The organism is Campylobacter sp. B0100352/1 (assembly GCF_020135855.1).
Lineage (GTDB): Bacteria > Campylobacterota > Campylobacteria > Campylobacterales > Campylobacteraceae > Campylobacter_D > Campylobacter_D taeniopygiae.
In genome coordinates this window covers 1-21,761 of the sequence record NZ_JACHTP010000010.1, presented here as the reverse complement: position 1 = coordinate 21,761, position 21,761 = coordinate 1, and the positions used below count along the sequence as shown (strand labels likewise).

General features: G+C 31.7%; 18 protein-coding genes. 10 read left to right on the top strand and 8 right to left on the bottom strand.

What is annotated here, in order from left to right; translation table 11 throughout:
• Nucleotides 1–70 precede the first annotated feature (70 nt).
• Both dba and dsbI read left to right on the top strand, forming a co-directional pair.
• Nucleotides 71–238, top strand: a complete 168-nt coding sequence (gene dba / locus H2279_RS04260; protein WP_137623888.1) for a disulfide bond formation protein Dba — start codon at nucleotides 71–73, stop codon at nucleotides 236–238.
• Between the two features lie 12 nt (nucleotides 239–250).
• Entirely contained in the window at nucleotides 251–1,768 is a 1,518-nt protein-coding gene (dsbI, locus tag H2279_RS04255) for a disulfide bond formation protein DsbI (RefSeq protein ID WP_137623887.1), read from the top strand.
• Between the two features lie 20 nt (nucleotides 1,769–1,788).
• On the opposite strand, the gene H2279_RS04250 is transcribed toward dsbI, so the two are convergent.
• Nucleotides 1,789–2,217, bottom strand: a complete 429-nt coding sequence (locus tag H2279_RS04250) for a GNAT family N-acetyltransferase (RefSeq protein ID WP_337195719.1) — start codon at nucleotides 2,215–2,217, stop codon at nucleotides 1,789–1,791.
• A complete protein-coding gene (queC, locus tag H2279_RS04245; protein ID WP_337195718.1) occupies nucleotides 2,210–2,890 on the bottom strand; it encodes a 7-cyano-7-deazaguanine synthase QueC in 681 nt (226 codons plus the stop codon). Before queC ends, H2279_RS04250 begins: the two co-directional genes overlap by 8 nt.
• A gap of 74 nt (nucleotides 2,891–2,964) precedes the next feature.
• Between queC and H2279_RS04240 the strand changes: the two genes are divergently transcribed.
• The 4 genes from H2279_RS04240 to H2279_RS04225 all read left to right on the top strand — a co-directional run bounded on the left by H2279_RS04240 (nucleotide 2,965) and on the right by H2279_RS04225 (nucleotide 6,189).
• The gene (locus tag H2279_RS04240) at nucleotides 2,965–4,191 is read left to right on the top strand and encodes an HD domain-containing protein (RefSeq protein WP_137623884.1); all 1,227 of its coding nucleotides are present in this window, start codon (nucleotides 2,965–2,967) and stop codon (nucleotides 4,189–4,191) included.
• Between the two features lie 74 nt (nucleotides 4,192–4,265).
• A complete protein-coding gene (locus tag H2279_RS04235; RefSeq protein ID WP_337195717.1) occupies nucleotides 4,266–4,784 on the top strand; it encodes a YagU family protein in 519 nt (172 codons plus the stop codon).
• Between the two features lie 120 nt (nucleotides 4,785–4,904).
• Complete coding sequence (locus H2279_RS04230; protein WP_137622688.1) at nucleotides 4,905–5,552, top strand: ferritin family protein; 648 nt, start codon at nucleotides 4,905–4,907, stop codon at nucleotides 5,550–5,552.
• A 61-nt stretch (nucleotides 5,553–5,613) separates the two neighbouring features.
• Nucleotides 5,614–6,189 carry a ribonuclease HII gene (locus tag H2279_RS04225; RefSeq protein ID WP_337195716.1) on the top strand — a complete coding sequence of 192 codons (576 nt, stop codon included), beginning with the start codon at nucleotides 5,614–5,616 and terminating at the stop codon, nucleotides 6,187–6,189.
• Between the two features lie 21 nt (nucleotides 6,190–6,210).
• Here H2279_RS04225 and gltB read toward each other — a convergent pair whose 3' ends face one another.
• Complete coding sequence (gltB, locus tag H2279_RS04220; RefSeq protein WP_337195715.1) at nucleotides 6,211–10,638, bottom strand: glutamate synthase large subunit; 4,428 nt, start codon at nucleotides 10,636–10,638, stop codon at nucleotides 6,211–6,213.
• A 70-nt stretch (nucleotides 10,639–10,708) separates the two neighbouring features.
• Nucleotides 10,709–12,052: a Na+/H+ antiporter family protein gene (locus tag H2279_RS04215; RefSeq protein ID WP_337195714.1), complete on the bottom strand. Its 1,344-nt coding sequence runs from the start codon at nucleotides 12,050–12,052 to the stop codon at nucleotides 10,709–10,711.
• 150 nt (nucleotides 12,053–12,202) lie between these two features.
• On the opposite strand from H2279_RS04215, the gene sorA reads away from it, so the two are divergent.
• Together sorA and sorB are read left to right on the top strand one after the other, a co-directional pair.
• A complete protein-coding gene (sorA, locus tag H2279_RS04210) occupies nucleotides 12,203–13,444 on the top strand; it encodes a sulfite:cytochrome c oxidoreductase molybdopterin oxidoreductase subunit (RefSeq protein ID WP_137623879.1) in 1,242 nt (413 codons plus the stop codon).
• A 2-nt stretch (nucleotides 13,445–13,446) separates the two neighbouring features.
• A complete protein-coding gene (gene sorB / locus H2279_RS04205) occupies nucleotides 13,447–13,785 on the top strand; it encodes a sulfite:cytochrome c oxidoreductase monoheme cytochrome C subunit (protein WP_137623878.1) in 339 nt (112 codons plus the stop codon).
• Between the two features lie 47 nt (nucleotides 13,786–13,832).
• Here the strand turns inward: sorB and H2279_RS04200 are convergent, their stop codons facing one another.
• The 4 genes from H2279_RS04200 to dnaA form a co-directional block, all read right to left on the bottom strand.
• Nucleotides 13,833–14,792 (bottom strand): HTH domain-containing protein, encoded by a 960-nt coding sequence (locus H2279_RS04200; protein WP_337195713.1) that lies wholly within the window; start codon nucleotides 14,790–14,792, stop codon nucleotides 13,833–13,835.
• 52 nt (nucleotides 14,793–14,844) lie between these two features.
• Nucleotides 14,845–17,157, bottom strand: a complete 2,313-nt coding sequence (gyrB, locus tag H2279_RS04195) for a DNA topoisomerase (ATP-hydrolyzing) subunit B (protein WP_337195712.1) — start codon at nucleotides 17,155–17,157, stop codon at nucleotides 14,845–14,847.
• Between the two features lie 36 nt (nucleotides 17,158–17,193).
• Nucleotides 17,194–18,261, bottom strand: coding sequence for a DNA polymerase III subunit beta (gene dnaN, locus H2279_RS04190; protein ID WP_137623875.1), 1,068 nt, complete (start codon nucleotides 18,259–18,261; stop codon nucleotides 17,194–17,196).
• 161 nt (nucleotides 18,262–18,422) lie between these two features.
• Nucleotides 18,423–19,745 carry a chromosomal replication initiator protein DnaA gene (dnaA, locus tag H2279_RS04185; protein WP_137623874.1) on the bottom strand — a complete coding sequence of 441 codons (1,323 nt, stop codon included), beginning with the start codon at nucleotides 19,743–19,745 and terminating at the stop codon, nucleotides 18,423–18,425.
• Between the two features lie 93 nt (nucleotides 19,746–19,838).
• Here dnaA and ruvC point away from each other — a divergent pair, with 93 nt between their 5' ends.
• The gene (gene ruvC, locus H2279_RS04180; RefSeq protein WP_137623873.1) at nucleotides 19,839–20,315 is read left to right on the top strand and encodes a crossover junction endodeoxyribonuclease RuvC; all 477 of its coding nucleotides are present in this window, start codon (nucleotides 19,839–19,841) and stop codon (nucleotides 20,313–20,315) included.
• A gap of 124 nt (nucleotides 20,316–20,439) precedes the next feature.
• Nucleotides 20,440–21,761, top strand: a 1,322-nt coding sequence (gene flgE / locus H2279_RS04175; RefSeq protein ID WP_337195711.1) for a flagellar hook protein FlgE, incomplete at its 3' end; no start/stop codon positions are given.

Below are 21,761 nucleotides of genomic sequence, written 5' to 3'. Positions count from 1 at the left end.
ATTAAATATTTTATGTTTATTTTATTTTAATGGGGTACAATTTAATAACTTTAGCTAAAAAGGAGTTATTATGGAGTTTTTGGAACTTTTATTAATTTTTGTTGCCTTAATACTCATCATTAAAAAACCAGAAAAAGAAAATCTGGCTTTTAGTTTAGTGATGATAGCTTGGCTTATGATGATTGTTTTTTATGTTGGTCACAAATCAACTGGACTTTTAACCATAATGAATTTGTAAAAAGGATAAAAAATGAACGAAATTAATAAAGCAAAAAAATTTTATACCTTAATGTGTCTAGCGGGTTTTTTAATCATACTTTTACCCGTAGGAACTGCAAATATTATTTTTGGTTATTTTCTAGCTGACAGCCCTTGTGTGCTTTGCTGGGGACAAAGAGAGGCGATGATTTTTATCGGAGTAATGGCTCTTTTCATAGTTCGCTATGGAATGAAAGGAAAATATCTAGCTGCTCTTTTAATCATGACTGCAGCGGGTCTTTATCAGTCTTTTGCGCATTTTGGAAATCATGCCATGGAAGATTTAGATCAAGGTTTTGGTTTGCCTGTTTTTGGAATTCATACCTATTTTTGGGCTGAAGTTGTATTTTGGGCAGTTGTATTGCTTTTAGGTTTCATTTTTATTTTTGCACCAAAATTCAGTGCCTTTGATAAAGAATTAAATGGTGAAAAATTTAGAAAATACACAGGCTTCTCACTTGCTGCTGTTGTTATTAGCACTATTATTGTAGCTTCAAATGTTTTTCAAGCTTTTGTTGGAACTGGCGTATTTCCTTATGTAGGTCAAGGAGATCCTGTAAGATTTACCCTTAATCCAAAATATATAATTTGGAGCACAGATAGCTGGAATGGATTATGGCAAAATATCTCTTTCTTAGGAAAACGAGATGTTAAAGCTCCTGATTATGCTTTTGCACCAGCAAGTGATAAACTAGGAATTAAATTTGATAATGATGTTAATAATTCTCCGTTTGCAAAAATTGATGAAAATCTAAAAATATTAGATGAACAAACCATTAGCTTTAATAAAGCGATCAATACACTAGATTTTATCAACAATGAATTTGTAGCAAGTTCTAAATGGGATGTTTATTTCTTAGACAACAACTTCACTACAAAAGATAGCTTTGAGCTTGATCCATATTTTTCAGCAAGCATCGATCCTATCGTAGGAATTATTCCTTATATGAATGATAAATTTATCCTTATGGGTTCTAATAAATCTTTCTTAAGATTTAAGAAAAATCCAAATGCGGACGACACTTTACAATATGCTGATTTTGTAAAAGGAGCTAATCACTTTGAAGGTCAAGGAAAAGATCTAGGCCGTGGAAGATTAAGTACTATAAGATCTAAATTTAATCACGTAGCAAGTATGACTACAGATGATCAATATTTTTATCTTGCTACAGTTCCAAACAATAAAGACGCTAAAACCTTTGTTATTTCTAAATACTCTTTAAAAGATCTTGTTTTATCTGGAGAATTTACACCAAAAGCAGATCTTAAAGAAGGTAAAACTTTAGGGGATCTTTATATTACTTCAATGACTGATAAAGATGGAAAAATATACGCTTTAAGTAAAAATCATAATGTTATAGCAGTGATTGATCCAGTTAAAGAAGAAGTTGTTAAAACTCTATCTTTTCCAAATACTATAACTAATGCAAGAAGTATTTTCTTTAAAGATGGAAAAATAAATATTCTTTCTTATCAAGATGGAGCAAATAAACTCTTTACTCTAAATTAAAACTCAAGTCCTAGTTAAAGCTAGGACTTTTGCATTTTTAAAAGCTTAAATCCAAAATCATCTTGATATTCCCCTACGATTTGAAAGCCAAATTTTTGATAAAATTTTAAAGCTTTTTTATTGTCAAAATTAACTTCTACTTTATTTAACTTAAAATCCTGCATCGCCTTTTTTAAAAGTTGAGATCCAAAACCTCGATTAAAAAACGAAGGGTGTATAAAAAGCATTTGAATTTCTTCTTGATGAAAACCTAAAAAACCTGCCAATTCATCTTTTTCATAAGCAAATAAAAATTCTAATCCTTTAAAATCAAAATCCATTAAATATTTTTTAATGATTTTAAAATTCTTTTCATCTAAAAAATCATGACTTGCCTTAACACTTTCTTCCCAAAGCCCTAAAAGCTTTTCTATTTGAGTTTTGCTTAATTCTTTATAGTGTCTAATCATTTTTATATTTAATCCTATCTTTTATTCCTGCTTTTTTAAAACCTTTTAAACGAAGCAAACAGCTATCACATTCCCCACAAGCTTCATCATTGCTTTCATAACAAGACCAAGTAAGCTCCAAAGGCACATTTTCTTTTAAAGCTAACTCAACGATTTGCCCTTTATTGAGATTTATAAGCGGAGTTTTTAGTGAAACTTTAAAATTTTTACTCGTTCCATTATTGATAAATCTCTCTGCTTTTTCTATAAATTCACAAGTACAATCAGGATAACCACTACCATCTTCTTCCACAACCCCTATAAAAATACTTTCACAATTTTCTTTTTCAGCTAAAGATCCCGCAATGCTTAAAAAAATTCCATTGCGAAAAGGAACGTAGGTTATAGGTGGAGTGTCGCTATTTAAAAGAAGTTCATTTTTAGGTATATTTAACTCCTTATTAGTTAAAGCATTTCCTCCTATGATCTTAATAAAACTTACATCCAAAATATAAGATTTTTCAACTTTTAAAGCTTGGCAAATTTTTTTAAAACATTCTCTTTCTTTTTCTTGAGTTCTTTGTTCATAATCAAAATGCAAAGCTACGATCTCATAGCCTTCTTTTTTTGCCAAATAAGCACACAAAGTGCTGTCCATTCCACCGCTGATTATGCAAAGTGCTTTTTTACTCATTTTTATCCTTAATTTGTTATAATTTTTGTAATTTTAACGAATTTTTTAATCTAAAAATATAAAAAGGCAATTTTATGATAAATATAAAACTCATAGAACACATTTTTAAAGCCGCTTCTATTAGTCGCTGGAATGATTACCCAAGAATGGCAAATTTAGTTGAGCTTGATAAACAAGCGCATAAATTTATTATTGCTTATTTTATTGCTAAAATGGAAAAAGATGTTGATATGAAAATGATTATAGAAGGGGGTATTTTTGAGTTTTTAAGTCGCGTTGTGGTGACCGATATACGCCCTGATGTTTATCATGAAATCGTGCGTCAAAAAAAAGATGAGGTTAATGCTTGGGTTTTAAGTAAAATCGAGCCCATGATAGCAGATATTGAAGATGGAGAATTTCTTAAACGTTTTGAAAATTATCTTAATAATAATTCCTATGCTAAAGAAAGACTCATTTTAAAGGCTGCTTCTTATTTTGCTACTAGATGGGAATTTAATATCGTTTATCAAACCTCAGCTTTTTTAAATGATATTGACGATATTAAAAACAAAGTTGAAGAAGAATTGGAAGATTATTACGAGTTAATAGGAGCTAGAAAAATCGCTCTAAATCAAAAAATAGCAAAAATAATCGATCTTAGCGGAAGATTACGCTTTCAAAAACGTTGGGCACAAACTCCAAGAATTCCAGAAACTGCGGTGCTTGGACATATGTTAGTAGTTGCAATTTTGGGTTATTTTTATTCTTTAAAAATCAAAGCTTGTGATAAAAGATTAGAAAATAATTTTTATTGCGCTTTATTTCATGACTTACCAGAAAGCCTTACAAGAGATATTATTAGTCCTGTTAAATATGGCATAGAAGGTCTTCATGAAATTATAAATGATTATGAAATGAAACTAATCAATGAAAAAATTCTTCCTTTTGTACCTGAAAATTTAAGAGCTGAATTTTCTTTTATACTAGGCATTAGAGAAGGAAGAGCTGGAGAACCTAATTTTGTAAAAAATGAATTTGAAAATCGCACCTATAAAAATAAAAAAATAGAACTTTGTAGTGGGAGCTTGAGTTCTTTTAATGAAAATGATTTTGGAGCGATTGATGGAAAAGCTTTAAAATACTGTGATAAACTCGCTGCTTTTATAGAAGCAGGACTTAGTATAAGCTATGGGGTTAAGTCCAAAGAACTTGAAGGTGGTTTTTTAGGAATGTATGAATTTTTTGAAAAAAACCGCACTATAGATGGAGTCAATTTTTTTGAAATATGCACAAAACTTAAAGAATACTTTAAAATTTAAAATAAATTTATTGACAAGATATATTGAATGCGGTAGAATGAAATTGTAATCAAAATCCAAAAAAAGGAGAGACTATGAAAACTGATAGAAAATATACTCTAGCATTTTTTATAGGGATTTTAGCAGGTGTTTTTGGTGCAATTGTAAAATGGGGATGGGAAGTGCCTTTTCCTCCACGAAATCCTAATGTATTTTGGCCAGTAGATGCATTAGAACGCGTAACTCCACCTAAAATTTTTCTAGAGCAATTAGGGTTACCTACGGATTGGACTTATACATTTTCAGGTATGCAAATGCCTTTGTCAATTTTTATAGTCCATGTGGGATTTTCTATTGTATTTGCAATAGCATATTGCATGATAGCAGAGAAATGGCATAAAATCACAATGTGCCAAGGAGCTGTTTTTGGCTTTTTTGTTTATCTTTTTGCCCATGTAATTGTTATGCCTTTAATTGCAGAAGTTCCACCTCTTCCAGAAATTCCTTTTGATGAACATTTATCTGAAATTTTTGGACACATAGTTTGGCTTTGGGGTATAGAAATCGTGCGTCGAGATATAAGAAATCGTATCACGAAAGAAGTTGAAATATAAAAGCATCTTGAATTAGATGCTTTGCAATTTCATCAAGTATTTATAATTGATAAAAATTATCAATTGACAGAAGTATTTTTTTATAATACAATACACACTTATCTTAAAAAAGGAGTCTAAATGAGACAATACGAAACTTATAAGTGTTCAAAATGTGGCAACGAAGTTGAAATTCAAGTTGTAGGCGGAGGAAAACTTACCTGTTGTGGCGAAGAAATGCAATGCATTACAACAGATTTAACGGCTGTAAATCTCATGAAAGCTTTTGCAGGAGAATCTATGGCTAGAAACAAATACGACTTGTTTGCCGATATTGCAGAAGAAGAAGGATGGCATGCAGTTGCTAGACATTTTAGAGAAGCTGCCGAAAATGAAAAATGGCACGCAAGGGCTGAATTTAAAGCTTATCATGAAATCGTAGATGGCAAACCTTTAGAAATAACAACAAAAAATCTTGTAAGCGCAGCAGAAGGTGAAAATTACGAACATACAACTATGTATCCAAATTTTGCAAAAATCGCAGAAGATGAAGGCAAAAAAGCTATAGCAAGATTATTTACTGCTATTGGAAAAGTAGAGATTGAACACGAAAGAGAATATCTAGCTCTTAAAAAAATGCTTGAAGAGGAAGAATTCTTTAACAGCGAAGAAGAAGATTTATGGGTTTGCGAAGTTTGCGGACATATCCATCGTGGCAAAAAAGCTCCTGCTGCTTGTCCTTTATGTAAAGCTCCAAGAGAATACTTTAAAAGAGAATTTTTAGGTTAATTAAGCAAGCCTTATATTAAGGCTTGTAACTCCTCTTAGATAAATTTAGTAAAATATTTCTATGAAACTTTTATTTTCAGATAATGAACTTTTACCTAGGTATGATGAAAATTTAATAGGCATAGATGAAGCAGGACGTGGGGCTTTAGCGGGTCCTATGATGATGGCAGCTTGTAAGCTTAATAAAAAAATAGACGGACTTTGCGATTCTAAAAAACTCAGCGAAAAAAAACGCGAAGAACTTTATGAAATCATTATACAAAATTCAAACTATCTCATCTTAGCTTTTTCATCCGATCAAATTGACACTCTAGGGCTTAGTGCTTGTTTAAAAACAGGCTTAGCACTTATAAAAAGGCATTTTAAAACATATTCTCATTTTTTGTATGATGGCAATACAAATTTTGGAATTAGTGGCATTAAAACCCTAGTTAAGGCAGACGCTAAAATTTTACAAGTAAGCGCAGCTAGCATACTTGCAAAAGTAAGCAAAGATAGAGTTATGAATTTTTTGGCTAAAGAATTCCCTTGTTATGAATTTGAAAAAAATAAAGCCTATGGCACCAAAACCCATAGGGAATTAATAGCCAAATTTGGAACTTGCAAACTACATAGAAAAAGTTTTAAACTAAAATGAAATTATCATTTTAGTTTATTTTTATCCTTGTGTGATTTTCAAAAAAGCTGCTAAACTTGGATCTTTTTCATGCTTACAAATTTCAAGCATTTTTAACATCTTTTCATAATCCCTTGGCATAATCTTAAAAAAATCCTTCTTATCAAATTTATCTAGTATATCCTTAGCTTTTTTTGAATCGGTATAAAAAATATGTTTTTCTATCATCTTTTTTAATTCTTTTTCGTCTTTAGCATTTAAATCCTTAATATCCACAAGCTCCGTATTAACATGAACTTCATTGTGCCTTCCTAGTATGTAAGCAACACCTCCACTCATTCCAGCTGCAAAATTAGCACCCACATCACCAAGCACGACTACAAGCCCGCCTGTCATATACTCACATCCATGAATTCCCATTCCTAAAACCACAGCTTTAGCACCTGAATTTCTCACACAAAATCTCTCTCCAGCTATGCCATCAAGATACACTTCACCTTCAGTTGCACCATACAAACAAGCATTTCCTGCGATGATATTTTCTTCGGGTGAAAAAGTCGCCTCATCTGAAATTTTAGCGATGATTTTTCCTCCACTTAAACCTTTGCCTAAATAATCATTACTATCTCCGATGATCTCAAGCTTGATCCCTTTGATCAAAAAAGCTCCAAAGCTATTTCCAGCATTTCCTATAGCTTTAATATGGATATTATCTTCCATTAAAGCATCTTTTCCATGAGTTTTTAAAATTTCACTTGAAAGCATAGTCGCAAAAGTCCTGCTTTGATTGCCCACTTCTAAAGAAAGTTTGATCGGTTCTTTTATAGCATTTTTACAAAGCGGGAGTAAAATTCTATAATCAATCGTTTTTTCAAGTTTATTATCTTTATAATCTTTAAAATGCACTGCGGTTTTATTGTAAGTGGATAAAGATTTTAAAATTTTATCTAAATTAATTTTTCCTGCTTTAGCTTGTGCATTTTTTTGATGAAGTTTATCCACACGACCTATCATATCGTCTAAACGTTCAAAACCTAATTTAGCCATGTATTCTCTTAACTCTTCTGCTATAAAATACATAAAATTAACAACCTCATCCACCTTACCTTTAAAATTCTTTCTAAGCTTTGCATCTTGAGTGGCAATTCCAACTGGACAAGTATTAAGATGGCAAACCTTATTCATACTACAACCCATTACAATCATAACTGCTGTTGCAAATCCGAATTCTTCAGCCCCTAAAAGTGCTGCTATGGCCAAATCTCTTCCCGTCATGAGTTTGCCATCAACTGCTAATTTTATTCTATCTCTAAGCTTGTTTAAAATAAGGGTTTGGTGTGCTTCAGTAAGTCCTAACTCCCAAGGAATTCCCGCATGTAAAATTGAAGTTCTAGCACTCGCTCCTGTTCCTCCATCATAACCTGAAATTAAAATAGAATTAGCTCCTGATTTTGCAACACCAGCAGCAACGGTTCCTATACCATTTGCACTGACGAGTTTTACTGAAATTTTCGCATCCTTGTTTGCATTTTTTAAATCATAAATAAGCTGAGCCAAATCTTCAATAGAATAAATATCATGATGTGGTGGCGGAGAAATAAGAGTAACAGCTGGAGTAGAATGTCTAGCTTTTGCGATCCAAGGATAAACTTTAAAACCTAGCAATTGTCCCCCTTCTCCAGGTTTTGCCCCTTGAGCAACTTTAATTTGAATTTCTTTTGCATGGATTAAATAATTTAAATCCACTCCAAAACGGCCACTTGCAACTTGTTTTATGGCAGAATTTTTATCGCTTTCATAGCGTTCTTCATCTTCCCCACCCTCACCCGAATTTGACTTTGCACCTATTTTATTCATCGCCATAGCCAAACACTCATGAGCTTCTTTAGAAATTGATCCATAGCTTATTGCACCGGTTCTAAAACGTTTTACTATGCTTTCTACACTTTCTACTTTATCGATGCTGATAGCTTCATTAAAATCAAATTCCATTAAAGAACGCAATGTCACTTGTTTTTCATCAACCAAAGAAGAATACTTTTTAAAAATTTTATAATCATTATTTTGACACGCCTTTTGAAGATTAAAAACAATCATAGGATCGATTAAATGTTCCTCTTTAAAAGTTTGCTCATTGAAAGCATTTTTATAAAAATGAAGAAATTCTTTTTCAAAATCGTGCAAACTAATACCCTCTATACGAGAGACAGTAGAGCCAAAATATTTATCAATCATTTTAGAATTTAATCCCAAGCATTCAAAAAGCGCCGATCCATTATAACTTTGCAAAGTAGAAACACCCATTTTAGAGGCGATTTTTACTATGCCATTTGAACTTGCATGGATAAAATTTTCCACCGCTTTTTCATAACTTAAATCAAGTTCTTTATCTTGAATGAGTTTATAAATACTTTCATAAACCAAATAAGGATTGATCACAGTCGCACCATAACCCAAAAGACAAGCAAAATGATGAATTTCTCTAGGTTCTGCACTTTCTATAATGATACTTGTATGTGTTCTTAAATTTTTTCTAACCAAATAATTATGCACCCCAGAAACCGCAAGTAAAGCAGGGATATAAGCATTATTTTCATCGGCTCCTTTATCGCTTAAAATCACGATAGAAGTTCCTTTTTTTATCTCTTTTTCTATTTCTATAAAAAGATTATCCAAAGCCTTTTCTAAATTCATTTTAGAATAATCATAAAGTATAGAAAATTCTTTCACTTTAAAATTTTTCAAAGATCTAATCTCAAACAATTCTTCATTCGTAATAATTGGTAAAGAAATTTTTACACGTTTCGCGTTCTTTTCATCAGGCTTTAATAAATTTCCTTCACAACCTAAATAAATTCTCGTTGAGGTTACGATTTCTTCTCGTATAGAATCAAGCGGAGGATTGGTCACTTGCGCACAAAGCTGCTTAAAATAATTATACAAAGGTTGATAGTTTTTAGATAAAACAGCCAAAGGCGTATCAACTCCTGTAGAAATAATCTCTTCTTTAGCATTTTGTGCCATAGCCTTAATACTAAGTTCGACCTCATCCCAACCAAAAATTTTTTGAAGTTTAAAAATTTCATCTTGCTTTAAAAATTTGTGCTTATAGGCTCCACTATCTTGTTTTTCAAGATCGATCAAATTTGTAAGCCATTTTTGATAAGGTTTAGCATTAGCATAATGTTCTTTAATTTCATGATCAGTTACCACCCTACCTCTTGCAGTATCGACAAGTAAAAGTTTTCCTGGCTCTAAACGTTTTTTAGCTTTGATATTTTTTTCATCGATTTTTAAAGCTCCTGTTTCACTAGAAAGTATCAACATATCATCTTTTGTAAGGTAATACCTTGAAGGACGAAAACCATTTCTATCTAAACTCGCCCCCATAATCACACCATCTGTAAAAACAATCGCAGCAGGACCATCCCAAGGCTCCATTAATAAAGAATGATACTCATAAAATGCACGTTTATGACTTTGCATATTTTCATTTTTATGCCAAGGTTCAGGCACCATCATCATAAAAGCTTCTTCTAAAGTTCTGCCATTTAAAGCTAAAAATTCTAAAGTATTATCAAACATGGCAGAATCACTGCTTTCTTTAGCAATGATTGGAAAAATTTCATCCAAATTTTCAAAATAATCACTTTGCATCAAATCTTGTCTTGATCTGATGCCATCAACATTACCTCTTATAGTATTAATCTCACCATTATGCACCATATAACGATTTGGATGTGCTCTTTCCCAACTTGGAAAAGTATTGGTAGAAAAACGAGAATGCACTAAGGCTATAGCTGATTTCATATTGACATCTTTAAAATCAAGATAAAAATCACTCAATTGTGTAGAAAGTAACATTCCTTTATAAACAATAGTCCTAGAAGAAAAGCTAGAAAAATAAAATTTAGGTACATGTAAAGCCCTTTTTTCTATCAAACGACGGCAGCTATAAAGCACTCTTTCAAATTCAATTCCTGCATTGATTGCATCAGGCTTTTTTACAAAGGCTTGTAAGAAATAAGGCATAGCTCTTAAGGCACTCTCTCCTATATCGCTAGGATTAAAAGGAACTTCTCTAAAACCTAAAAATTCAAGATTTTTATCTTTTAAACCTTGTAAAAATATAGCCTTAGCTTCCTCTTTAGCCTCTAAATTAGGAGATAAAAACATTTGTGCAACAGCATAATCACCTTTTTTTGGAAGTTCAAAGCCTAATTCTTGAGTTTTAAAAAAATCGTGCGGAATTTGGATTAAAATTCCAGCTCCGTCTCCTGAATTTTCTTCAGCTCCAAAACCTCCTCTATGCTCTAGATTCATCAAAATTTCTAAAGCATTACAAATAACCTTATAAGAAGCAATACCGCGTATATTAGCAACAGCAGCAATCCCACAAGCATCATGCTCATTTTTAGAATCATAAAGTCCTATGCTTTGATTTTTTTCTAAAATATCCTCTAAATTCATCTTTACTCCTTATAAATTGTTTTTCACTATTTATAAGGATTATAACATAAATAAGAATATAAACTAGACGCTATAAAAACATAGCGATAATACTTCCTAAAATCAGTAAAGGGCCATTGTAAAAAATAAAAGTTGGTATGCAAGTATCTTTAATATGATCGTGCTGTTTATCAGCATTTAAGCCCACAGTTGTTCCCATTGTGGTTTCACTAGCAGGACTTCCAGCATCTCCTAAGGCTCCAGCTACCCCTAAAATAAAAATCGTCAAAGGGATACTAAAACCAAGCTCTATACAAATAGGACAAAAAAGCGTCGCAATGATAGGAATCGTTCCAAAAGAAGTTCCTATACCCATAGTCACGATAAGTCCGATTAAAAGCATTAAAAAGATGGCTAAAAATTTGCTTTGTTTGATCCATGGAATCACAAAATTAACAAGTTCTTGCACCGCTCCACCATGTCTTAAAACTTCTCCGTATCCCGCTGCTACAAGAATAACAAAGGCGATAAACCCCATAGTCTTAAGCCCATCATCAAAAATTTCATTAACATTGCTATATTTTACCCCACCTAAAACGACCATTAAAATAAAGCCTAAAAGTCCAGATAAAGGTAAATTCATAGTGATAAGTTGCAAAATTAAAGTCAAAATCAATCCAGCTAAAACACCCCATTCTTTACGTGTCATTTGCAAATTTTCTAAGTCGATTTTAGCTAATTCTATTTCTTTATATTCCTTTGGTTTGCGATAAAAAACAAAAATCGCTAAAAAAAGTCCAGTAATCATACAAATAGCTGCAAAATACATCGTATGAGTGACATCATTTAAAGTTACATTAACGCCGTTTTTTACAAGATTATCTTTTAAAAGATCTTGGAAAGTCAAACCAAATCCAACAGGCAAAACCATATAAGGAGTTGTAAGACCAAAAGTTAATGCACAAGCAACTGCCCTACGATCTATCTTTAAGCGATTAAACAAACTTAAAAGTGGCGGTATAAGCAAAGGAATAAAAGCCACGTGAATAGGGATTAAATTCTGAGAAAAACAAGAAATTATAGCAATGGATAAAATCAATAAATATTTTTTATGAGAAATAAAATGACTTACTATTTTAATCAAATACGCTGTTAAGTGAGTGCGAGAAATGGCTGCAGCGATCGCGCCCAAAATAACATAACTTAAAGCCGTTTTTAAATTGCCTTGCATACCATCAATCAAAACATTCATACTCTCTGTTAATGGCATATGATCTAGCATTCCTGCTACAAGTGCTGAAATTAAAAGGCTTAAAAGCACATTGAAACGAAATAAACAAAGTAAGCTCATCAATAAAACGCTTACTATAACTGGATTTGTAAGTAAAGTCAATTTTTTTCCTTCATTATAAATTTTGATTTTGTAAAAAATCATGGAAATGTTATTTTATTATAAAATACTTATTTTTACATCATTATTTTAAAATAATAATTTTTTTTAATTAAAAACATTAATATTATAAATTATTTAGATTATTTAAATTATACTAAAATTATCGTATTTAAAAAATCAAAGGAAGTTACAATGAAAAAAACTGATCACAATGAAGAAAACAGAAGAGATTTTCTAAAAAATTTAGGAGTGAGTTTGCTTGGTATAAGCGTATTATCTAGTTTTTCTTTTAAAAATTTTCTAGGCAGCAAAGCTTTAGCAAAAGAATTACCAAATTTTAAATTAGAAGGAAAAAAAGATTTGATCTATCATGGTGATAGACCAATGACTGCAGAAACAGAAATTTATGCTCTTGATAGCGACTTTACAAAACCTGAAAATTTCTTTGTTAGAAATAACGGTGTTCCACCAACTCTAGAAACTATCAAAGCAAGATTAAAAAAAGGTTGGACTTTAGAAATCGGCGGCGAAAGTGTTGTGAATTCTAAAACTTATACTTTAGATGAGTTAAAAAAGAAATTTAAAACTTACACTTATGCCTTAACTGTTGAATGTGGCGGAAACGGAAGAGCAGAAGTTTTACCTAGCACTAAAGGAACTCAATGGGGTTATGGTGCTGTGGCTTGTGGTAGATGGACTGGAGTAAGATTAAAAGATATTTTAGAAGATTGTGGTCTTAAAAAAGACGCTGTTTATATCGGATATTATGGAATAGATACTAAATTAAATGGTGAAGAAAGCGCTCCTATTAGCCGTGGTGTTCCTATTTCCAAAGCTTTACAAGATGAAACCTTAGTCGCTTGGGCTTATGAAGGAAAAGACATTCCACTATACAATGGCTATCCTTTACGTTTAGTTTGTGGAGGTTATCCTGCGAGTACCAGTGGAAAATGGCTAAGCAAAATCGTTGTAAGAAATAAAGTTCATGATGGTGAAAAAATGGAAGGATCTTATAGAGTTCCTGTAACTCCGGTTAAGCCAGGTGATTTTAGCTATAAAGGCGAAACAAAAATCATAGAATCAATGCCAGTAAGATCTGTAATCACTAATGTAAAAAATGGCACTCAAGTAAAAGTTAATAAAAAATTTGAAGTTAGAGGAAAAGCTTGGGCGGGAGAGTTGTTTGTAAAAGATGTTTTTGTAAGTTGTGATTATGGTGTAACTTGGATTAAGGCTAAAGTAGAAAAACCACTTAATCGTTTAGCATGGCAAAAATGGAGCGCTGAAGTTTCCATCCCAACAAAAGGATATTATGAAATTTGGGCTAGAGCAGTCGATAGTGAAAATAAAAGCCAACCTATGGTTTTAGCACAATGGAATCCAGGCGGTTATTTAAATAATGCTTGCCATAGAGTGAATGTATATGGAGTTTGATCATGTTTAAAAAAATTTTATTTTTACTCACTTTAAGCTTGAGTTTTTCCCTTGCTCAAGATTATAAAGTCAATCCAGAAACAGGTTTGATCATCGATCCTGTTTCACCTTTAGTGGAAGCTAATTGTCTTGCTTGTCATAATTCAGGACTCATTACAAATATGCACGCGAACAAACAAGCTTGGTTAGCTGCTATTAGATGGATGCAAGCAGAAGAAGGACTTTGGGAAATTCCGGCTGAAGATGAAGAAAAGATTTTAAATTATCTTGAAAAATACTACGGAGAACAATACAACACTAGAAGAAGAGTTCCTTTGGCTGTTCTTTTAGAAAATAAATAATTTTAATTTTATCAAAAAAAGAAATTCACTTTTTTTGATAAAAATCTTTAAATGATTTTTTTATCTTTCAAATATTTTTGCATTTTTTCATCATTATAAATTTCATCATAAAATTTATATCCTATTCTTTCAATATCTGATATATCAATATCCTTGTTTAGATTTTGTATAAATTCATTAAAATCTTTATTTTTATTTACCAACAAATCTAAAGTAATAAGATCTAAATTTGATTTTTCTCTAGCCTTAATGATTACTTTAGAATCGTTAATATCTCTAACATCAAGCTTGATAAAACCGATTCCAAAAGCATTGTTTAATCTCCAAAGCTCATTCATAATCTCATCATCAAATTCCAAAGCAACCAAATAACCTTCATTTGCCCAGCTAGAATTACTCACAGCTTGAAAATAACTTTGTCTTAAATTTGAAAAATCAAGTTTTATTTTAAGCTCAAAACTATAAATTTTGTAAGAAATTTGATTTAAATTCTTGCAAAGTTTAAAAGTTTCATCTTCATAATCTTTGAAAGGAAAATGCACACCTACTATATCAGGATGGATCCATTCATTTTCACCACTTTTTCCTTTATGAGACTTTTCATGAAAAATAGTCTTAGAATAAAGATTAAAATTGGGACTTTCAAATAAAAACTTGACCACTAAAGGGTGTAAATCTCTTTCTCTAAATTTACTTTCTTCTTTTTGAATTTCTATATTTTTTGATTTTGCAAGATTGAGTTCATTTTCTCTTTCTTTTAGCCAAAATTTCGTTGGATTTTTAGAAACAACTAAAAATAAAGAATCTTTGCCATTTAAATTAACATAAATTTTAGCAGCTAAACTTGCAACAGGGGTTTTAGTTAAAGTTCCATTTTGATAACTTTGGAGTTTTTTATCAAAATTTTTATTTAAAGCGTATTGCCAAATTTCATTCGCACTTAAAGGAATTTCACTCTCTTTTAAAACTTCTATAATCAAATCTAAAAAGCTATATTTTTTCATCAAATTATCTTTAAATCAGTTTTGAAATAAAGAAGAAAAAATCTTCTTTATTTATTCACACATCCAAATGCTTCACATCCTTAGCGTGTGCTTGGATATAATCGCGTCTTGGTTCTACCTCATCACCCATGAAAAGATTAAAAGTATCATTAGCGCTTTGTGCGTCTTCTATGGTGATTTTAAGAAGTCTTCTTATGCTTGGATCCATAGTCGTTTCCCAAAGTTGTTCAGGATTCATCTCACCTAAACCTTTATAACGTTGGATATAAGCTCCTTTTTTAGCATTTCTCTCAACTTCATCTAAAATTTCTAAGATATCTTTTTCAAAAGTTAAATCACGTTCTTTGATTTTATTAAAGATATAATTTGCTTCTTCATAAAGTGGATGCGCAAATAAATCATCATTGATGATGAGTTCTTCTAGGCCATTTTCAGTTTGTATATACATACGAATTTCATTTTCATTGATGTAATGATTTAAGATATTGTGGCCTTGTTTGTCTAAAAATGCTTTGATGATTTTAAAAAGTTCTTCATTGTTTTCTTTGATAAAATCAGGATTTTCTATAAGATAACGGATCACAGAAATCACATTAAAACGTTTTTTTAGATCATTTAAAACTGATCTATAAGCGGCAACGATTTTTAAAAAGTCTTTAAGATCGTTTAATCCTATACCTTCATAATTAGAACTTTCAATTCCAGTTTCGATCAAATAATCATTTAAAGCTTTTTCATCTTTAAGATAAATTTCTTTTTTTTGCCCTTTTTTATAACGATAAAGTGGCGGTTGTGCAAGATAAATATGTCCATTAGCCACAAGTTCATTCATAAAACGGAAGAAGAACGTTAAAAGCAAGGTTTGTATGTGCGATCCATCCACATCCGCATCCGTCATAATGATGATCTTATGATATCTTAATTTTGAAATGTCAAAATCATCCCCTATACCACAACCAAAAGCGGTGATCATATTTTGAATTTGTTCTGATTTTAAAATTTTATCCAGTCTTGCTTTTTCAACATTAAGAATTTTACCACGCAAAGGCAAGATCGCTTGAAAAGATCTTTCACGTCCTTGTTTTGCAGAACCACCCGCAGAATCACCCTCAACAAGATAAATTTCACTTTCACTTGGATCCTTACTTTGACAATCAGCCAATTTTCCTGGCAAAGTTCCAACGCTTAGACTTTCTTTTTTACGGGTTAATTCTCTAGCTTTTTTAGCCGCTTCTCTACCACGTGCAGCCATTAAAGCTTTATTCATAATGGCTTTTGCTTCGATAGGATTTTCTTCAAAATATTTGCTTAGATACTCAAAACTAGCCTTTGAAACGATAGGACGCACATAAGAAGATCCTAATTTTCCTTTAGTTTGTCCTTCAAATTGTGGTTCAGGCACCTTCACACTTACAACAGCTATAAGGCCTTCCCTTACATCTTCACCGGTGATTTTATTATCTTTTTCTCTAGCGCTAGCATTAGCTTCGATGTAATTGCTGATCACACGAGTTAAGCCCATTCTAAAACCGGCTTCATGAGTTCCACCATCTGGAGTTTTGATGTTATTTACAAAAGAGAGTAAATTTTCACTATAAGTGTCATTATAAAGCAAAGCTACTTCTACATTAACATCTTCTTCATCTACACTAAAGAAAATCGGTTTTGTTAAAGCTTCTTTTTTATTCATATCGCTTACAAATTGTGAAATTCCACCTTCAAAATGAAAACTTTCATTTTTTCCTACACGATTATCTTTAAAATTAATCGTAATTTTTGGATTTAAATACGCAAGTTCTCTAAATCTTTTTGCCAAAATTTCATAATCAAATTCAGTCACTTCAAAAATGGTATTATCAGGCCAAAATTCAATTGTCGTTCCTGTTTTTTTACTTTTTCCTATGACGCCAAATTCACTTGTAACTTTACCTTCTGAAAATTCTTGACGATAAATTTCTCCATTTCTTTCAACTGTGGCTACAAGTTTTTTAGAAAGGGCATTAACAACAGAAACTCCAACCCCGTGCAAACCACCTGAAACTTTATAGGTATCTTTATCGAATTTACCCCCTGCGTGAAGAACGGTTAAAACAACAGTTAAAGTAGGCATATTTTCCGTTGGATGCATATCTACAGGGATACCACGTCCATTATCACTTACGATACAGCTTCCTTCAGTGGTAATTTCTACATCGATAGTATCACAATGTCCAGCCATAGCTTCATCGATAGAATTATCCACTACTTCATAAATCATATGATGAAGTCCGCCTATATTGGTATCACCTATATACATACCAGGGCGTTTTCTAACAGCTTCTAAGCCTTTTAAAACTTTAATATTACTTCCGCCGTAATTTTCTTGCATATCTTTCCTTTTTTATCTAACTTTTTAAAAAATTTCTTACAAAATCATAGGCATAATGATCATAGATAAACCTTGAGATTTAACTACGAAAGCTAGATTAGATTCATTAACATTTAAGCTGAATTTTTCTTCTTCTATAGACATTAAAAAATCAAGTAGATATTTTATTTTTATAGTTAGAGTGAATTCTTCATTTACACCTGTTTGAATTTCAAGTTCAGTTTTTGCTTCCATATTATCTAAGCTGATACCTTCAAAGATGATTTTATCTTTATTAAAATGAAGTCTCATTTTTTCAGTTACGACGCTGATTTTTTTAAGACTATCGATAAAATCTTCAGTTGAAAATTCAAGAGTTTGTTTGAATTCTTTTGGAATGACTTTTTCATAATCTGGGAATTTATCGTTGATAAGTTTAGTAAAGAATTCAAAATTATCATTTTTAGCGATAAGCATATTTTGATCATAATAAATTTCTATTTTTTCATAGAAAAGTTTTTGCATTTCCATAATAGCTTTTTTAGGAATGCTTATAGAAAATTCTTGAGGATTAGTTTTATCAAGAGTATAAACAGCAAGGCGTCTAGTATCAGTTCCAACGAAATTGATTTTATCAGTTTTGATATCTAAAAAAGCACCATTTAAAGAATATTTTGGATTGTTAGTATCGATGCTTGGTAATATTTTTTTAAGAGAACGACTCAAATCACTTGAATCAATATCAAATTGATTTTTTCCTTCTGTTTTTGGAAAATCTGGAAAATCTTCATAATTAAACATAGGCAATTTATATTTTGTTCTTTTTTGTCTTATAAACAAGAAATTATCAATAGTTTCTAAGATAACTTCTTCATTATTTAAACTTTTAACAACATCAGCTATATTTTTTGCATTTGCAGTTGCAAAACCACTGCTTTCAACGCGGATTTTTCTTATTTTATAATTAATTCCTATTTCAAAATCACTTGCTTTGATGATGAGTTTGTCTTCTTCAGCTTGAAAAAGTAAGTGTGAAGTGATGGTGCTAGAGTCTTTTTTTTCAACGTAAGCATTACATAAAAGTATAGCTGACTCAAGTGTATTTTTGTTAATACTGAGTTTCATTTTTTCTCCTTGCTTATATTTAATTTTAAATTCGTCGTAATAATAGGGCTGTTGAAATTGTGAAATTTTTCAGCAAAAAATCATTAAATTTGTATTTTATCATACTTTGCTTAATTCTATTTTTTTCACATACCCTTTCTATTTTTTTCACCTTTTTTCACTTAAATTTGACTTTTGGCTAAGACTTTATTTTTTAATTCTTCTATTTTGATTTTTGTTTCGCTATTTTCTTCCATCAATTCTTTGATTTTTTTCACATTATGTGAAATAGCTGTATGATCTTTCATCACGAAAAAATTCGCTAATTGTGAAAAAGTAAGGCTAGTAAGTTCCCTTGCTAAGTAGATCGCAACGCGTCTAGCTGTGACTACATTTTGTTTTTTATTGTTTGATTTCACATCGCTTGGCTTGATGTTAAATTCTTTACAAACTAAGGCTAAAATATCTTCTATGCTAATATTTTCTTTTTTTTCTTTGATATGATCTTTCATAACACTTTTTGCAAGTTCAAGCGTGATTTCTTGTCCGACTATATTTGCATAAGCGTTTAAGCTGATGATGATCCCTTCAATTTCTCTTATATTATCCCCTAAAGAAGTAGCGATGTAATTTATGATGTCATTAGAAAGATTGATATCATTAAATTCACATTTTTTTCTTATGATAGCGATTTTAGTATCAAGTTGAGGTGGAGTGATATCAGCGATGATCCCATGTGCAAAACGGCTTTTTAAGCGTTCTGTGATGCCTTTTAACATATTAGGTGGATTGTCTGAAGTCATGATAATTTGACCATTGTTATTTTTGATTTCATTAAATATAAAGAAAAATTCTTCTTGAATTTTATCTGTTTTGCCTAAAAATTGCACATCATCTATGAGTAAAACATCGCAATTTCTATATTTTTCATGAAATTTATCTAAAGAGCCATTTTTTAAATTTGAAGTGAATTCATTGACAAAATTTTCACTCGTTGCATAGATCACTTTTTTACCCATTTCTAAACTTGCATTACCCACAGCCTGAAGTAAGTGAGTTTTTCCAAGTCCTGTTGGCCCATAGATAAATATAGGATTATAAAGTTTGCCGAGTTTATCTTTATGAGTGATGGCCTTACAAGCTCCATAAGCGTATTTGTTAGAATCCCCAACTACAAAACTTTCAAAAGTAAAAGAAGGATTTAAAATCGTGCTTTGCTCTTTAGTGTTTGCAATATCGATTTTAGTTGTGCTTTTGCTGTGTTTTTGATTTTGGGCTTGAATTTTGATATTGGCTTTTATCCCGCTTTGCACTTCGTAAAAATGTGAAATTTGATGGGCGTATTTTGTTTGTATGAATTTAGCGATAAGTTCATTTGGTGCGTTAAAAACTAAAAGATCAGCTTTGCTTAGTTTTTCATTGAATTTTAAGATCGATATATAATTTTCGTATTCGTTTTCGCTTAATTCTTTTTTTAAAGATAGGAGTATCTCGCTCGGGTTCATAATCTCTCTTTAGAATTTTTTAATTGTATAAATTTTATCTTAAATTTTATAAAAAAAGGTTAAAATCCTTTTTTATCTTTAATAAGGCTAGTTATGAAAATTTTAGGGATTGATCCAGGTTCAAGAAATTGCGGTTATGCTATTATTGAGGCGGATAAAAATAAAAATTTATTGATAGAAGCAGGACTCATTAAAATCAAGCCCAGCACCTTACAGTATCAAATCACAGAGCTTTGTGAAGGTTTGGATCTGATTTTTAAAGCACATCAATTTGATGAGGTAGCCATAGAAGATATCTTTTTCGCTTACAATCCAAAAACCGTTTTAAAACTCGCACAATTTCGTGGAGCTTTGAGTTTAAAAATTCTACAAATTCACGGAGATTTTGCAGAATACACCCCTTTACAAGTTAAAAAAGCTGTTACAGGAAAAGCAAAAGCGACAAAAGAACAAGTTGCTTTTATGGTAAAAAGACTTTTAGGACTAAGCAAAGAAATCAAACCTTTAGATATCACAGACGCTATAGCAGTAGCCTTAACTCACGCTGCAAATTTAAGAGTGCGTGTTTGATCAAAAATTTCTAAAAAATTCTTATTTTTTACTCAAAAATTTCAAAAGTTGGAACAGAACTTGCTTATAAAATTGCATAAAACGCTAATGCGTTAAAAAGCAATATTTTATAAAGGATTCAACCATGATGAGATCACTTTGGTCCGGAGTGAGCGGACTTCAAGCACATCAAACAGCAATGGATGTTGAAGGTAATAACATAGCCAATGTTAATACAACAGGTTTTAAATATTCTCGTGCTGACTTTGGAACGATGTTTAGTCAAACGGTTAAGATCGCCACAGCACCAACTGATGGTAGAGGCGGACAAAATCCACTTCAAGTTGGACTCGGTGTTTCTGTAAGTTCAACCACAAGAATTCATTCTCAAGGATCGATCCAAACTACCAATAAAAATACCGACGTTGCGATCAACGGTGATGGCTTTTTTATGGTGAGTGATGATGGAGGTTTGACAAATTACCTTACAAGAGACGGGGATTTTAAACTTGATGCTTATGGAAATTTTGTAAATAATTCAGGTTTTGTTGTCCAAGGTTGGAATATCAACTGGGATACTCAAACCATCGATTCTTCAAGAACCCCTCAAAACATCTTCATCGATCCAGGTATGCACATCCCTGCCGCAAAATCAACCGAAGTCGCCATTAAAGCAAACCTAAACAGCGGTTTAAACATAGGCACAGCCAGCAGACCTTTATATTCTTTAGATTCTATCCACGGTTACAATAAAAAAACCGGTGAAACCAAAGACGAAAACGACACAGGCACAACCCAATTTTACACCACTTCTAAAAACGCCATCGATGTAACCGAAAAAGGTGTCGATTGCGCTTCTTTATTTAACGCCAGCGGCCAAGGACTTAATCTTAGAGAAGGTCAAGGCATTTGGGTATCTTATGCAGACGCGAAATATGAAACTAATAAAGCTGGTTTAAGCGCCTTTGATGAAAATTCACATAAAAACCAAACTGTAGCCTTTTGGGGTGATGGCAAAGAACAAAAAGTTCATTTAAGTATAGTTTTAAATGGCGTTAAAATTGAAAATAAAGACATTAAAAGCATTGATGAAGCCGTAAATTATATTAACACCTTTACCGTAGCCAATGACAACAGACCAGGCACAGGTGTAAAAGCGGTTAAAAGTAAAGATGGTAGCGGTATAGAATTTGTCAATGACAACTCAAACGGCACCACCGATAATATGAAAAATATCGATTTAACCGTAAATGCAGAAAATACAGCTGGTGAAATTTGGAATGCTACATGGGCTGATGACAAAGGTTTTACATTTACATCAAACAAAAATGGCGATAAAACTTTATGGACAGCTACTGCAATGGATACAGGAGTTAATGCTGGAAAAATAAAAACAGGCGGCGAAACCAATAAAAAAGTTATCACAGCTCATAAATACATCTACAGCTCTTCAGCCCAAGATCTCCC